The organism is Limnohabitans sp., from assembly GCF_031539175.1.
Classification (GTDB): domain Bacteria; phylum Pseudomonadota; class Gammaproteobacteria; order Burkholderiales; family Burkholderiaceae_C; genus Limnohabitans.
In genome coordinates this window covers 1-14105 of record NZ_JAVKLQ010000051.1, presented here as the reverse complement: position 1 = coordinate 14105, position 14105 = coordinate 1, and the positions used below count along the sequence as shown (strand labels likewise).

Annotated in this window: 12 protein-coding genes and 2 tRNA genes; 12 read left to right on the top strand and 2 right to left on the bottom strand. The window is 56.0% G+C overall.

Annotated elements, in window-relative coordinates:
* Window positions 1-9: 9 nt before the first annotated feature.
* Complete coding sequence (locus tag RMS95_RS08885; protein WP_310645404.1) at window positions 10-987, bottom strand: LysR family transcriptional regulator; 978 nt, start codon at window positions 985-987, stop codon at window positions 10-12.
* A 104-nt stretch (window positions 988-1091) separates the two neighbouring features.
* Between RMS95_RS08885 and RMS95_RS08880 the strand changes: the two genes are divergently transcribed.
* The 6 genes from RMS95_RS08880 (at window position 1092) to RMS95_RS08855 (ending at window position 8180) form a co-directional block, all read left to right on the top strand.
* Window positions 1092-1787, top strand: a complete 696-nt coding sequence (locus tag RMS95_RS08880; RefSeq protein ID WP_310645403.1) for a pirin family protein — start codon at window positions 1092-1094, stop codon at window positions 1785-1787.
* 56 nt (window positions 1788-1843) lie between these two features.
* Window positions 1844-2377 carry a flavodoxin family protein gene (locus RMS95_RS08875; protein ID WP_310645401.1) on the top strand — a complete coding sequence of 178 codons (534 nt, stop codon included), beginning with the start codon at window positions 1844-1846 and terminating at the stop codon, window positions 2375-2377.
* 99 nt (window positions 2378-2476) lie between these two features.
* Window positions 2477-3175: a DUF599 domain-containing protein gene (locus RMS95_RS08870; RefSeq protein ID WP_310645399.1), complete on the top strand. Its 699-nt coding sequence runs from the start codon at window positions 2477-2479 to the stop codon at window positions 3173-3175.
* Window positions 3176-3246: 71 nt separating this feature from the next.
* Window positions 3247-6720, top strand: a complete 3474-nt coding sequence (gene dnaE, locus RMS95_RS08865; protein WP_310645398.1) for a DNA polymerase III subunit alpha — start codon at window positions 3247-3249, stop codon at window positions 6718-6720.
* A gap of 6 nt (window positions 6721-6726) precedes the next feature.
* Window positions 6727-7290: a CDP-diacylglycerol--glycerol-3-phosphate 3-phosphatidyltransferase gene (gene pgsA / locus RMS95_RS08860; protein WP_310645396.1), complete on the top strand. Its 564-nt coding sequence runs from the start codon at window positions 6727-6729 to the stop codon at window positions 7288-7290.
* Complete coding sequence (locus RMS95_RS08855) at window positions 7290-8180, top strand: DMT family transporter (RefSeq protein ID WP_310645394.1); 891 nt, start codon at window positions 7290-7292, stop codon at window positions 8178-8180. Before pgsA ends, RMS95_RS08855 begins: the two co-directional genes overlap by 1 nt.
* Here RMS95_RS08855 and RMS95_RS08850 read toward each other — a convergent pair.
* Complete coding sequence (locus RMS95_RS08850) at window positions 8155-9129, bottom strand: LysR family transcriptional regulator (protein WP_310645392.1); 975 nt, start codon at window positions 9127-9129, stop codon at window positions 8155-8157. The genes RMS95_RS08855 and RMS95_RS08850 overlap by 26 nt on opposite strands.
* A gap of 64 nt (window positions 9130-9193) precedes the next feature.
* On the opposite strand from RMS95_RS08850, the gene RMS95_RS08845 reads away from it, so the two are divergent.
* From RMS95_RS08845 to RMS95_RS08820, 6 genes are all read left to right on the top strand, one after another.
* Window positions 9194-10072 (top strand): alpha/beta hydrolase, encoded by an 879-nt coding sequence (locus RMS95_RS08845; protein WP_310645391.1) that lies wholly within the window; start codon window positions 9194-9196, stop codon window positions 10070-10072.
* Window positions 10073-10088: 16 nt separating this feature from the next.
* The gene (locus RMS95_RS08840; protein ID WP_310645389.1) at window positions 10089-11177 is read left to right on the top strand and encodes a tartrate dehydrogenase; all 1089 of its coding nucleotides are present in this window, start codon (window positions 10089-10091) and stop codon (window positions 11175-11177) included.
* A gap of 236 nt (window positions 11178-11413) precedes the next feature.
* Window positions 11414-11686, top strand: coding sequence for an HU family DNA-binding protein (locus RMS95_RS08835; RefSeq protein WP_100132812.1), 273 nt, complete (start codon window positions 11414-11416; stop codon window positions 11684-11686).
* Between the two features lie 13 nt (window positions 11687-11699).
* Window positions 11700-11775: transfer RNA gene (locus tag RMS95_RS08830), tRNA-Val, on the top strand.
* Window positions 11776-11844: 69 nt separating this feature from the next.
* Window positions 11845-13740 carry a SurA N-terminal domain-containing protein gene (locus RMS95_RS08825; protein WP_310645387.1) on the top strand — a complete coding sequence of 632 codons (1896 nt, stop codon included), beginning with the start codon at window positions 11845-11847 and terminating at the stop codon, window positions 13738-13740.
* Window positions 13741-13753: 13 nt separating this feature from the next.
* Window positions 13754-13829, top strand: a tRNA-His gene (locus RMS95_RS08820).
* Window positions 13830-14105 lie beyond the last annotated feature (276 nt).

The window sequence follows — 14105 nt, the reverse complement described above, 5'->3', positions numbered from 1 at the left end:
GGGTGCACTCTACACGTTGTGTTTGGGGTTGAGGGTTCGGGGGTTCACCAATAGGGCAGATCGGGTGGCGGTGCTTTTGAGTTGCTTGAGCCACCACTGCAAAGCGCGGCCACCACGTTCGCCCTCGCTGCCGTCGGGGATGCGCCAAGCGTAACTGACGTTGGACTCGCGTCGTGGGCGTTCGACTTCACGCGTCACCAACCGTCCCGCTTTGATCCACGGTTGGGCCATCAACTCGGGCACGAAGCCAACGCCAATGCCACGCACTTGGGCATCGATTTTTCGGTCCATGTTGGAGACGGTGAACACGTCTTGCCCCGGCAGCAAACCAATGGTCATGCCTGTGCCACTTTGCACCGAGTCTGCCACGGCGACGGCGCGGTGTTGGCCAATCAACGCATCCGTCAAGGGTTCGGGGGCGTTTGCCAGCGGGTGATTGGGGGCCATGGCGAAGACAAATTTCATGGTGCCTAAGCTTTGGCTGTGGATGCCTGACGAGACGCCACCCTCGCTCAAAATGCCGGGAATTCCCAACGCCAAATCGGCTTGACCGCTCGTGACGGCAGCCAAGGTGCCGGTGAGGGTTTCGTCACGCAGCTTGAGGCGGGTGGGCGCGTTCAAGGCCATGAAGGCTTCGCACAGCTCCATCACGGTGTTGCGGTCGATGATGCCGTCTACCGCGATGGTGAACTGGCTTTCCCAGCCCGTGGCCACGCGTTTGACACGGTTGGCGATGGCATCGATGTCGGCCAGCAAACGCTCGCCCTCACGCAGCAACTCCACGCCTGCCGCGGTGAGTTTGGCTTGCCTAGAGCTGCGGTTGAACAACAAAACGTCCAGCGCATCTTCGATTTGGCGAACGCGGTAGGTGAGGGCGCTGGGCACCAAGCCCAGTGCACGGGCTGCTGCGGCAAAACTGCCCGCTTTTTCAATGGCGTGCAGCATGGCCAAGGAGTCGGGGGTCAGGACGTCGCGGGCAGAGTTCATGAATGAATGGGTTTATCGTTCAAATAATTTGAATGATGCCATCAAATGCGGTGCACGGCCAAGGGAGATGAAGGGACTAAAGTTCAGCCTAAGGAGCACATCTCATGTTGACCATTCGCAAATCTCAAGACCGCGGCTATGCCGACCACGGCTGGCTCAAGTCGTTTCACAGCTTCTCGTTTGCTAATTACTACGACCCTCAATTCATGGGGTGGGGCAATTTGCGTGTGATCAACGAAGACCGCATTGCGGCCGGCGGTGGTTTTGGCACCCACGGGCATCGCGACATGGAAATCATCAGCTACGTGCTGCAAGGCAACTTGGCGCACAAAGACAGCATGGGCAACATTGAAGGCATTCCACCCGGGGATGTGCAGCGCATGAGCGCGGGCAGTGGCGTGATGCACAGCGAGTTCAACCACGCGCCTGCCGAAACCACCCATTTCTTCCAAATTTGGATTGAGCCCAACGTGCGCGGCATTGCCCCGAGTTACGAGCAAAAAACGGTGCCCCCAGCGTCCAAGCGTGGCGCGTTGAGCCGTATTGCTGGCCCAGACGGTGCGGTGGTGAAAATTCACGCCGATGCGTCGCTGTACGCCGGCTTGTTTGATGGCGCGGAGTCGGCGGTCTTGCCGATCGCCCCACAACGCAAAGGCTATGTGCACCTGATTCGTGGCAGCCTGAACGTGAATGGCGTGGCCTTGTCTGCCGGTGACGCTGCTTTGTTGGATGGCGAACCAAGCATCACCCTCGACCACGGCGATGATGCCGAGGTCTTGGTGTTTGACTTGGCCGCTTAACCTCTTGCTTTCCCCCCTTATTTTTTGATTTTTTAACCCTCTCACAGGAGTTCTCTATGACCAAAACCGTTGTTGTTTATCACTCAGGCTACGGCCACACCCAACGCGTGGCCCAATTTGTGGCCGAAGGCGCCAAAGCCACAGCCATCGCCATCGATGCAGATGGCAACATCACCGATGCCGATTGGGAAGCTTTGGATGCGGCGGACGCCATCATCTTTGGCTCACCCACTTACATGGGCATGGCCTCGTGGCAGTTCAAGAAGTTTGCGGACGCCACGTCGAAGCGTTGGTTCAGCAGCGCTTGGAAAGACAAAGTCGCGGGTGGCTTCACCATTTCTGCCAGCCCCAGCGGCGACAAGTTGTCGACCATCCAATATTTCATGACCTTGGCCATGCAACAAGGCATGGTGTGGGTGGGTCAACCCGCCATGAACGACGGCACCATCAACCGCATTGGTTCTAACTCTGGCGTGATGGCCCAAGTTGGCCCCACCAGCCCAGCGGCTGACATTCCTCAAGGCGACTTGGACACCGCCAAAGCCTACGGCGAGCGCGTGGCTGGCGTGGCTGCGAAATTGCGCGGTTAATCGCAGGTTGACGCCTGCTTAGGCGTTGCCAGCCGTTTTTCTTGCGGCCCTAGGGCATCTCCTTTGAGATGCCCTTTTTCTTTGGGTAGCATCCCCACTATGAAAATCATTCAACTGCTGCCTTGGGCCGATTGGTTCGCGCTCGGATTTTTTGTGTTGGTCTGGGTGGCTTACACCTTGTTTGCCAAGCATTGGAGCGATGGCCAGCATTCCATTTTGGCGATGACCAACCGCTACCGCCACTTGTGGATGTTGCAAACCACGGCGCGTGATCCGCGCATGTTGGACGGCATCATCACGCAAACCTTGTCGGCCACGCCTGCGTTTTTTTGCTCCACCACCATTTTGATTTTGGGCGGCTTGTTTGCTCTGTTGGGCACCACCGACAAAGCCGCAGAGTTGGTGCGGGAAATTCCGTTTGCTGAGCAAACGCCCATGCTGGTGTTTGAGTTCAAGATTTTGGTGTTGGTCGTGATCTTTGTGTATTCGTTTTTTCGCTTCTCATGGTCGATGCGCCAATACACCTTCGTGGCCTTGTTGATCGGTGCCATGCCACCTCCCTCGAGTTTTGAAAACGAAGGCGTGGTCAATCGCACCCATTACGCTGACCGTGCGGCCGCGATGACGGGTTTGGCCGCCGAAACTTTCAATGGGGGCTTGCGTGCTTACTATTTTTCGTTTGCCGCATTGGGTTGGTTTTTTTCGCCCATGGTGTTTGTGCTGTCGACCATGTTGGTCGCAGGTATTTTGTACACCCGTGAATTTAAGTCTGAAGTGTTGATGCTGCTCCAAGAGTAGGCCCGAAATATTCCCTGATTTGGCGACTACAAGGCGGTAAGTGCCGGCCTCTGATCTCTACAATCTGCAGCATGTTTGTTCACCTGCGCCTTCACACCGAGTTTTCTGTCGTCGATGGAACCAACCGCATCGACGAGGTCGTGAAAGCGGCTGCGGCTGACCAACAGCCTGCGATGGCCATCACCGACATCAACAACATGTACGGTGCCATCAAGTTTTACAAAGAAACGCGTGGCAAGGGTGTCAAGCCGGTGATTGGCGCTGAGATTTATCTCGAAAGCCTGACGCAAGATCCCGCACAAACTTCGCGCATGATTTTGCTGGTGCACAGCCACCAAGGCTATTTGAACTTGTGTGAGTTGCTCAGCCGAGGCTGGACGCAAAACGTCATCAAAGCGGTGGGCGTGGTCAAGTTGGCGTGGCTGCAAGAGTTGTCGCAAGGTTTGATTGCGCTGTCCGGCGCCCAAGCGGGGGTGGTCGGCCAAGCCTTGGTGCAAGGTGACACGACCCGAGCGAGCGAAGTGACCTTGCAATTGGCTGGTATTTTTCCGCACCGCTTTTACATTGAGTTGCAGCGTGCGGGCCGTGCGGACGACGAGGCGCATGTCACGGCCGCGGTGCAATTGGCAGCGCGTTTGAATTTGCCCGTGGTGGCGACACACCCGATTCAGTTCACTTTGCCCGATGACTACGAGGCGCATGAGGCCCGCGTGTGTATTGCCGAGGGCGAAATTTTGGGCAACCAGCGTCGCGTGCGCCGTTTCACCCGAGAGCAGTATTTCAAGTCGTCGGCACAAATGGAGGCGTTATTTGCCGATGTGCCCAGTGCTATCGCCAACACCCTAGAAATTGCCAAGCGCTGCAACCTGACCTTGGTGTTGGGCAAACCGCAGTTGCCGAACTTCCCCATTCCGCCGGTGAACGGCGTGATCATGTCGGTGGAAGATTACTTTCGCCATGTGTCGCACGAGGGCTTGGAAGCCCGCTTGCAGCACTTATATCCCAACGAGGCCAAACGAGACGAGGTGCGCCCGCGTTACGTGGACCGCTTGGAGTTTGAGCTGAACACGATTTTGAAGATGGGCTTTCCTGGCTACTTCTTGATCGTGGGTGACTTCATTCAATGGGCCAAGGCCAATGGTTGCCCCGTGGGCCCAGGCCGTGGTTCAGGTGCGGGTTCACTCGTCGCGTACGCGCTGAAGATCACCGATCTGGACCCGCTGCAATACAACTTGCTGTTTGAGCGTTTCTTGAACCCAGAGCGGGTCTCGATGCCCGACTTTGACATTGACTTTTGCCAAACCAACCGCGACCGCGTGATTGATTACGTGAAAGACAAATACGGCCGTGCGGCGGTGTCGCAAATTGCCACCTTCGGCACCATGGCGGCGCGTGCCGCGATTGGTGACGTGGGGCGTGTGCTGGACATGAGCTACACGTTTTGCAAAGGCATCAGTGGCCTTATCCCGAACAAGCCGGGTCAGCACATCACCATTGCTGGCGCGATTGAGGTCGAGCCCATCTTGGCCGAGCGCTTGGCCAAAGAAGATGAAGTCAAAACCTTGTTGGAGTTGGCGCAAAAGCTCGAAGGTATGACGCGTAACGTGGGCATGCACGCAGGCGGCGTGTTGATTGCCCCCGGCAAGCTGACCGACTTTTGTCCGTTGTACCAACAGCCGGGCAGCGAATCGGCGGTGAGCCAGTTTGACAAAGACGACGTCGAGGCCGCGGGCTTGGTGAAGTTCGACTTTTTGGGCTTGGCGACGCTGACGATCTTGGAGATCGCACGCGAGTTCATCATGAAGCGCCACAAAGGCCAAGAGAACTTCGCCTTTGAGAATATTCCACTGGACGATGGTCCGACCTACCGCTTGTTCCAAGACGGCAAGACCGAGGCGGTGTTCCAGTTTGAAAGTCGTGGTATGCAGGGCATGCTGCGCGATGCCAAGCCCACGCGCTTGGAAGACTTGATCGCGTTGAACGCCCTGTACCGCCCTGGTCCGATGGACCTGATCCCAAGCTTTGTGGCGCGTAAACACGGGCGCGAAACCATTGAGTATCCGCACCCGATGGTCGCCGAGATGCTGTCCGAGACCTACGGCATCATGGTTTACCAAGAGCAGGTGATGCAAACCGCGCAGATCTTGGGCGGCTACTCGCTGGGCGGCGCTGACATGTTGCGTCGCGCCATGGGTAAAAAGAAGGCCGAAGAGATGGCCGAGCATCGCGCCATCTTCCGCGAGGGCGCGGCCAAAAACAACATCGATCAAGACAAAGCCGACGAAATCTTTGACTTGATGGAGAAGTTTGCGGGCTACGGCTTCAACAAGTCGCATGCTGCCGCTTACTCGCTGCTCGCGTACCACACGGGTTGGTTGAAGGTGCACTACACGGCGGAGTTCTTTTGCGCCAACATGACGGTGGAGATGGACAACACCGACAAGCTCAAAGTTTTGTACGAAGACGCCCAAAAAATGGGGTTGACCTTTGAGTCGCCCGATGTAAACCGTGGTTTTTACCGCTTTGAGCCCATCTCCGACAAGGTGATTCGCTACGGCTTGGGCGCGATCAAAGGCTCGGGGCAACAAGCGATTGAAGCCATCGTGGCCGCGCGCGAAGCCGGGGGGCCTTTCACCAGCTTGTTTGATTTCTGCCGCCGTGTGGATCGCAGCCGTTTGAACAAGCGCACGGTTGAGGCGCTGATCAAAGCGGGTGCCTTTGACAACTTGCACCTGAACCGCGCCGAATTGTTGGCCAGTGTGGAGCGTGCCTTTGACTTTGCCGCCGCCAGCGAGGCCAATGCCAACCAAGGCGGTTTGTTCGACATGATGGGTGATGATGCCCATGGCTCTAGTACCCAAGAGCCCGAGGTGGTGTCGGTCATGCCTTGGGGAGTGAAGGAGCGCTTGACCCACGAGAAAGTGGCGCTGGGCTTTTACATTTCAGGCCATTTGTTTGACGAGGTGGAGCGCGAGGTGCGTCGTTTTGCCCGCACCCGCATTGAAGACTTGATGGACTCGCGTGAGCCGCAATTGCTGTCGGGCATCATCAGTGACATGCGGGTCATCAATGGTCAACGTGGCAAGTTGGCCATTTTCAAGCTCGATGACAAGTCGGGCGTGATTGAAGCCACGGCGGACGAAAAAACCATCAACGAGTACCGCAACAGCTTGAAAGACGATGAGTTGGTCATCGTGATGGGCAAGGCGCAGCCCGACCGCTTTTCGGGGGGCTTGCGTTTGGTCATCAATCAAGTGTGGGACTTGGGGCAAGCGCGCTGCCGCTTTGGCAAGTACCTCAGCGTGAGCGTCAATGGCACCGCGCCCGATGTGGCGCGTTTGCTGCGTGACCATCCTGCCAAGGTTGAAACGTCAGAGCAGGGCGAGTTGGTGCGCGGTCTTGGCGTGCGGTTCAAGCTGCTGCGCGAGGGCGCCACAGCGGAGCTCCAATTGGGCGAGTCCGCAAAGTTTTTCCCCAGCGATGCCGCCTTGGCGAGCTGGATGGCGCAGGCCCATGAGGGTCAATCTCAAATCATTTACGAGTAACGTTTTATGTGGACCATCCCTACGCTCATGACCTTGGCCCGCATCGTGGCTATTCCGCTGATCGTGGGGCTGTTTTATTTGCCCATCGCGACGGAGCAACGCAATCTGTGGGCCACCGTCATGTTTGTGGTGTTTGCCTTGACCGATTGGTTAGACGGTTATTTGGCTCGCAAGTTGAACCAAACGTCGGCTTTTGGTGCCTTTTTAGACCCCGTGGCTGACAAGTTTTTGGTGTGTGCCAGTTTGCTGGTGTTGGTGCATTTGGGCCGTGCCGATGTGTTGGTGGCGCTGATCATCATTGGCCGTGAAATTGCCATTTCAGCCTTGCGTGAGTGGATGGCGCAAATTGGCGCTTCACGCAGCGTGGCCGTGCATGTGCTGGGCAAGCTGAAAACCACCGTGCAAATGGTGGCGATTCCCTTTTTGTTGTTTGACGGCCTGTTGTTTGGTGTGATCGACACAGCACTGTGGGGCTTGGTGCTGATTTGGTTGGCGGGTGTGTTGACGGTGTGGTCGATGGTGTACTACCTGCAAAAGGCATGGCCTGACATCGTTCAGCACGCCAAATAATGCGTCCCGACAGCTCTCACCAAGCTTGGCTGCGCGCCATGCCTGTGGTTTTTGTGCTCATTTGGAGCACAGGTTTTATCGTCGCGCGCTACGGCATGCCCAACTCCCCGCCATTCACGTTTTTGCTGTGGCGCTACGCTTTTTCAATGGTTTGTTTCGTACCTTGGGTGATCTGGGCACGTGTGCCGTGGCCAGTCGGCCGTGCACAGTGGTGGCACTTGGCACTCACGGGGGTGCTGATGCATGCTGGCTATTTGGGCGGCGTGTGGGCCGCCGTCAAAGTGGGGATGGGCTCGGGTTTGTCTGCCTTGATCGTGGGCTTGCAGCCTGTGTTGACGGCGATTTGGTTGTCATCGCGAGGTGGGCATGTGTCGCGCCGTCAATGGCAAGGCTTGGCTTTGGGTTTTGTCGGTTTGGCGATGGTGGTGTCTCGAAAGCTAGAAGGTGGCATTGAGGTGACGCCTTGGAGTGTGACGATGGCCATCATGGCCTTGTGCGCCATCACCATTGGCACGCTGTATCAAAAGCGCTTTGTGCAGCCGTGTGATGTGCGCAGCGCCAATGCGGTGCAGTTGATGGCGGCTTTTGTGGTCACCCTGCCGATCGCGTGTTGGGAGGCTGAGCCTGTGCGTTGGACGCACGAGATGATGGGTGCGTTGGCGTGGTCCGTGATTGGGCTGACTTTGGGCGGCAGCTCGTTGCTGTATGTGTTGATCCAACGCGGTGCGGCAGCGAGTGTCACCAGCTTGATGTATTTGGTGCCGCCCACCACCGCGGTGATGGCTTGGTTTTTGTTCGGTGAACCCATCACCGTGGTGACATTGGTCGGTATCGCTGTGACGGCCGTGGGCGTGAGCTTGGTGGTCAGGCCGCCGCGTGTGGCGAGCTGACCGCGCTCACTCTGCTGAGGGCTTTCCACGGTTCTTCGCGAAACCGCGCGGCTAAAAAATCTTGCAGCAAACGGATGCGCAACGGCATTTGCGCACGGTAGGGCGCCAACCAATGGATGTCGGCGTCATGCATGGCGCAGTCGGGCAGCACACGCACCAATTCCCCCGATGTCAATTGCGGTGAGATGTCCCACAGGCTGCGCAGCATGATGCCGTGGCCAGCCAAACACCAGTCGCGCACCATTTCGCCAGAGTTGCTGGTCAGCGGGCCTTGGACGGCGACATGCAACGCACGGGCTTGACCTTTTTGGCTCAGCCGCCAGTGGTCAAAGCGCTGCCCTTGCCCTGTTTCGCCGCCGTTTTCGCGCACCACCAAACAGGCGTGTGACGCCAAATCTTCTGGCATTTGTGGCGTCCCGTGTGCCGCCAAATACATGGGCGAAGCCACCAACACGCGCTGGTTGGCGGCGAGTTTGCGTGAAATCCACTCTGCCGCGATGTGCGCAGGCGGATGCCAGAGCCAAATGGCTGCATCAAAGCCTTCGCTGGCCAAGTCGGGCAATTGCTCGGACAGTTGCAGATCCACGCGTACCGCGGGGTAGCGAGCCTGAAACTCGGCGAGCAAGGGGCCCAGCCAGAGGCGACCAAACCCAAAGCTACAGGCGATGCGAATGGGGCCTGAGGGTTCACTTTGGCGTTCGCGTAACTCGTCTTCTAGGGCCGCAAAGCTGTTCAACAACTCCGCTGCGCGGTCGCACAAAGCGTGGCCTTCGGTGGTGGGGCTCACGCGGCGTGTGGTGCGCTGAAACAGGCGCAGGCCCAAGTGGTTTTCAAGCGCTGAGAGTCGTTTGGTCACCACAGGCGGCGCCAGTTGCAGCGCACGCGCTGCTTTGACCAAGCTGCCGTGGAGTCTGACAGCCAACACCAACTCTAAATCCGAACGTTCCAACTGTTGCCCTCATGGAAATAATCAATTGCGCGATTATTGCTTTTTTGGGCGCTAAGCTTTGGCTATGTTGAATTCATTCCAAACCCTCACGGTGGCGCGCGATGGCGTGCAATTGCACAGCCGCGCAGGCGGGGAGGGCCCGCCTCTCTTGCTGTTGCATGGTCATCCGCAAAGTATGGCGATGTGGCATCGCGTGGCGCCGATGTTGGCGCAAACGCGGCGCGTGGTCTTAATGGATTTGCGGGGCTATGGCGATTCGTCGCGTCCGCCCGCTGACGCCGAACATCTGAACCACAGCAAACGCGAAATGGCATTGGACGCGTTGGCCGTCATGAAGCAACACGGCTTTGACCGTTTCGATGTGTTGGCCCATGACCGTGGTGCCCGTGTGGCGCACCGTTTGGCGGTGGACCATCCGCAGGCGGTGCAGCGTTTGATGCTGCTCGATATCGCGCCCACTTTGGGCATGTATGAACACACCAGTGAAGCGTTTGCACGCGCCTATTGGCATTGGTTCTTTTTGATTCAGCCGTCACCGTTGCCCGAAGCCCTGCTCGATGCGGGCCCCGCGCAATATGTGCGCCGCGTGATGGGCAGTCGTCATGCGGGTTTGGCGGCTTTCGCCCCTGAGGCGTTGGCCGAGTATGAGCGTTGCGCTGCGTTGCCCGGAACGTCGGTTTCCATTTGCGAAGACTACCGAGCCAGTGCCACGATTGACTTAGATCACGACCGTGCCGATATTGCGGCAGAGCGAAAATTGACGCAACCGCTTCGCGTGTTGTGGGGCGAACATGGTGCGGTTGCACGCTGTTTCGATGTGTTGTCGTTGTGGCGTGAACGCGCACAAGATGTTTCAGGGCATGCGTTGCCATGTGGGCACTATTTGGCCGAAGAGGCGCCCGAGCGAGTGATTGCTGAAGCCCAAACTTTTTTCACTGTTTAATTTCAAGGAGTATTTCATGAGCAAAAAACACCGCATTGCCGTTATCGCCGGAGATGGCATTGGCAAAGAAGTGATGCCTGAAGGCATTCGCGTGATGGACGCAGCAGCACGTAAGTTTGGTATCGACTTGCAGTTTGACCACTTTGATTTTTCTAGCTGGGACTACTACGAGAAGCACGGCAAGATGTTGCCCGATGATTGGAAAGATCAAATCGGTGGCCACGACGCCATTTACTTTGGTGCTGTGGGTTGGCCTGAAAAAATTGCAGACCACGTGTCGCTGTGGGGCTCTTTGTTGATGTTCCGCCGCGAATTTGATCAGTACATTAATTTGCGTCCAGCCCGTTTGATGCCCGGCATCATCGCCCCTGTGGTGCGCCGCGATGGCACGCCACGTCAGCCTGGTGAGATCGACATGTACATCGTGCGCGAAAACACCGAAGGCGAATACTCCAGCATCGGTGGGCGCATGTACCAAGGCACCGAGCGTGAAATCGTGATGCAAGAAACGGTGATGTCACGCATTGGCGTGGACCGCGTGTTGAAGTTTGCATTTGAGTTGGCACAAACGCGTCCTAAAAAGCACTTGACCAGCGCAACCAAATCAAACGGTATCGCCATCACCATGCCTTACTGGGATGAGCGCGTAGCGGAGATGGCCAAGAACTACCCTGGCATTAACGTCGACAAGTTCCACATCGACATCTTGACCGCGCACTTTGTGCAACGTCCTGACTTCTTTGACGTGGTCGTGGCCAGCAATTTGTTTGGCGATATCTTGAGTGATTTGGGGCCTGCGTGTACCGGCACGATTGGCATTGCGCCCAGCGCGAATTTGAATCCAGATCGCAAGTTCCCTTCGTTGTTTGAGCCCGTGCACGGTTCTGCGCCTGACATCGCGGGCAAAGGCATTGCCAATCCGATTGGTCAGATCTGGTGTGGCGCCATGATGTTGGAGTTTTTGGGGCACAAAGATGCACATGATGCAGTTTTAGCTGCGATTGAAAAAGTGCTGGCTCCCGGCAGTGGAGCGCCTAAAACACCTGATATTGGTGGAAAAGGTAATACTTCTGACGTCGGTCGTGCGATTGCTGAGGTTTTGTGAGTTGTACGTGTCATGTGATACCTACAAAAATGCTTTAAAAACCGACTAGAATCCGCTTCCTAGTTGCTCTGCAGGGGTATGTCAGGTTGACATACCTGCATCTGAAAGCTCGAATGCTTTGGGTAACGTAAAAGAAAATACGGCAGTGTTGAAAGACAAGATCTGATGATCTGACTTATCAGATGAACCTGCTGTGACTACCGATCAACATCACATCTCGATGAGAGGGGATTTTTGTGAATAAGACTGAACTGATTGAGCACATTGCTAAGCACGCAGACATTTCGAAGGCTGCAGCCACACGCTCGCTCGAATCGATCATTGGCGCCGTGAAAACAACCCTGAAAAAGGGTGGCACCGTTTCGTTGGTGGGCTTTGGTACATTTGCTGTTGGCAAACGCGCTGCCCGCACAGGCCGTAACCCACGTACTGGCGACGCTATCAAAATCAAAGCTGCAAAAGTGCCTAAGTTCCGTCCAGGTAAAGGTCTGAAAGACGCTTTGAATTAATTTCGAATAGGTGGGGCGCTTAGCTCAGTTGGTAGAGCGGCTCCTTTACACGGAGTAGGTCGGCGGTTCGAGACCGTCAGCGCCCACCACCACAAAAGTAAAGGCGAACACATGTTCGCCTTTTTTATTGATACTAAGAATCACATCGGGTTCACAGCATGTTTGATTTTGTCCGCCAGCACACCAGGATCATGCAGTTTTTACTGTTCCTGTTGATCTTTCCTTCCTTTGTTTTGTTCGGCTTGGAAGGCTACAACCGTTCGCGTGAAAAAGGTGCACCTGTTGCCACCGTGAATGGTGTGGACATCATGCAAGCTGAGTGGGACAACGCGCATCGCGTGCAAGTCGATCGCATGCGCAGTTCCATGCCCAATGCCGACATCAAGCTCTTTGATACGCCTGAAGCCAAATACAGCACGCTGGAGCGCATGGTGCGTGACCGTTTGTTGCAAATCGCTGCAGACCAGTTGCATTTGGGCGTGAGCGACCAACGCTTGGCCGCAGAGTTGCAACAAAACCCCAACATTGCAGCATTGCGCCGTGCGGATGGCACCTTGGACATTGAGCGCTACCGTCAACTACTGGGTGGCCAAGGCATGACGCCTGAGATGTTTGAAGCCCAAGTGCGCGGCGATTTGGCATCGCGTCAAGTGATGTCGGGCGTGGGTGTGACGAGCTTTTCGCCTGCTGCCTTGGCCAACGTGACCTTGAATGCTTTTTATGAGCAACGCCAAGTTCATGTGGCGCGTTTTGCTGCTGCGGACTACGCCTCACAGATCAAGCCAAGCGACGCCGATTTGGAGGCGTATTACAAGTTGCATGCCGAGCAGTTTCAATCGGTCGAGCGTGCTGACGTTGAATATGTTGTTCTAGATTTGGCATCGGTCCAAAAAAGCATCGTGGTGCCTGAGGCTGAACTCAAAAGCTATTACGAACAAAACCTGTCGCGCTTGGCAGGCTTAGAAGAGCGTCGTGCCAGCCATATTTTGATCAATGCTGACAAAGCTGCGCCTGCTGCTGAGCGCGACAAAGCGCGTGCCAAAGCGCAAGAGTTGTTGGCTGCCGTGCAACAGTCGCCAGACAAGTTTGCTGAATTGGCCCGTAAAAATTCGCAAGACACGGGTTCCGCGACCAAAGGCGGTGACCTCGATTTCTTCGGCCGTGGCGCCATGGTGAAGCCCTTTGAAGAGACTGTGTTTGCCTTGAAAAAGGGCGAGACAAGTGGTGTCGTAGAAACCGAGTTTGGTTTTCACATCATCCGTTTGACCGATATCAAGCAGCCCAAGCCAAAGAGCTTTGAAGAGCAGCGTGCGAGCTTAGAAGTTGACGTGCGTCGCCAATTGGCCCAACGCAAGTTTGCCGAAGCAGCAGAGCAGTTCACCAACATGGTGTACGAGCAGTCTGACAGCTTGAAGCCTGCGGCTGAGCGCTTAAAGCTTGAGATTCAACATGCGACAGGTTTGACCCGCGATGCCTCTCCTGCAGCAGGCGCCAGCGTGCTCGCCAATCCAAAGTTTTTGGCGTCTATCTTCTCTGCAGATTCGATTGAGAAAAAGCGCAACACCGAAGCTGTTGAACTGGGTGCCAACGTGTTGGCTGCTGCACGCATCACACAGCACAGTCCAGCACGCACTTTGCCGCTGGACGAAGTGAAAGCACGCGTGTTGGAACAAGTCAGAGCCACTCAGTCGGCAGAACGTGCGCGTCAAGAGGGCGCTGCAAAACTGACCGAATGGAAAGCTGCACCAGATGCTGCCAAGCTCTCAGCACCCATCGTGATCTCGCGCGAAGAAAAGCAGCAGCTTGCCCCCGCCGTGATTGAAGCCGCATTGCGTGCCAGCACCCAAACTTTGCCTGCTTGGATCGGTGTGGATCTGGGCACCAGTGGCTACGCTGTCGTGAAGGTTGAGAAGATCGTGCCGCGCGATGCCGCACAAAATCGGGCCCGCGAGCGTGCCCAATATGCGCAGTGGTGGGCCTCTGCCGAAGGGTTGGCGTACTACCGCGCATTAAAAGAAAAATTTAAGGCAGAAATCAAAGTAGCTAGGTTATAATTTCATCTCTACGGTGGCTGTAGCTCAGTTGGTAGAGTCCAGGATTGTGATTCCTGTTGTCGTGGGTTCGAGCCCCATCAGCCACCCCAATAAAATCAACAACTTAGCCCCGCTTCAAAAGAGCGGGGCTTTTTTGTTTGTGGAGTTACAGGCTGGTTCGGCAAAGCGCAGATTTGCGCAGCAAGCGGACGTAAATCAAGAATGCAAGAATGCACAATCAAATGAATACAGGCGGATTCAAGGACGAAGTGCAACACGCTTTAACGAGGCATGGAATACCTCGTGAGGTGTCTTGAATCCTAGTCGCTTTCTGGGGCGATGATTCAATCGGTTTTCAATCATAGTCAATTCCTCATCCGTCACGG

Bases quoted from the DNA above. Each gene is read 5' to 3' on its own strand.
- RMS95_RS08885 (WP_310645404.1), bottom strand. From the start codon at position 987: ATGAACTCTGCCCGCGACGTCCTGACCCCCGACTCCTTGGCCATGCTG.
- dnaE (WP_310645398.1), top strand. From the start codon at position 3,247: ATGTTTGTTCACCTGCGCCTTCACACCGAGTTTTCTGTCGTCGATGGA.
- RMS95_RS08875 (WP_310645401.1), top strand. From the start codon at position 1,844: ATGACCAAAACCGTTGTTGTTTATCACTCAGGCTACGGCCACACCCAA.
- RMS95_RS08840 (WP_310645389.1), top strand. From the start codon at position 10,089: ATGAGCAAAAAACACCGCATTGCCGTTATCGCCGGAGATGGCATTGGC.
- pgsA (WP_310645396.1), top strand. From the start codon at position 6,727: ATGTGGACCATCCCTACGCTCATGACCTTGGCCCGCATCGTGGCTATT.
- RMS95_RS08870 (WP_310645399.1), top strand. From the start codon at position 2,477: ATGAAAATCATTCAACTGCTGCCTTGGGCCGATTGGTTCGCGCTCGGA.
- RMS95_RS08825 (WP_310645387.1), top strand. From the start codon at position 11,845: ATGTTTGATTTTGTCCGCCAGCACACCAGGATCATGCAGTTTTTACTG.
- RMS95_RS08855 (WP_310645394.1), top strand. From the start codon at position 7,290: ATGCGTCCCGACAGCTCTCACCAAGCTTGGCTGCGCGCCATGCCTGTG.
- RMS95_RS08880 (WP_310645403.1), top strand. From the start codon at position 1,092: ATGTTGACCATTCGCAAATCTCAAGACCGCGGCTATGCCGACCACGGC.
- RMS95_RS08845 (WP_310645391.1), top strand. From the start codon at position 9,194: ATGTTGAATTCATTCCAAACCCTCACGGTGGCGCGCGATGGCGTGCAA.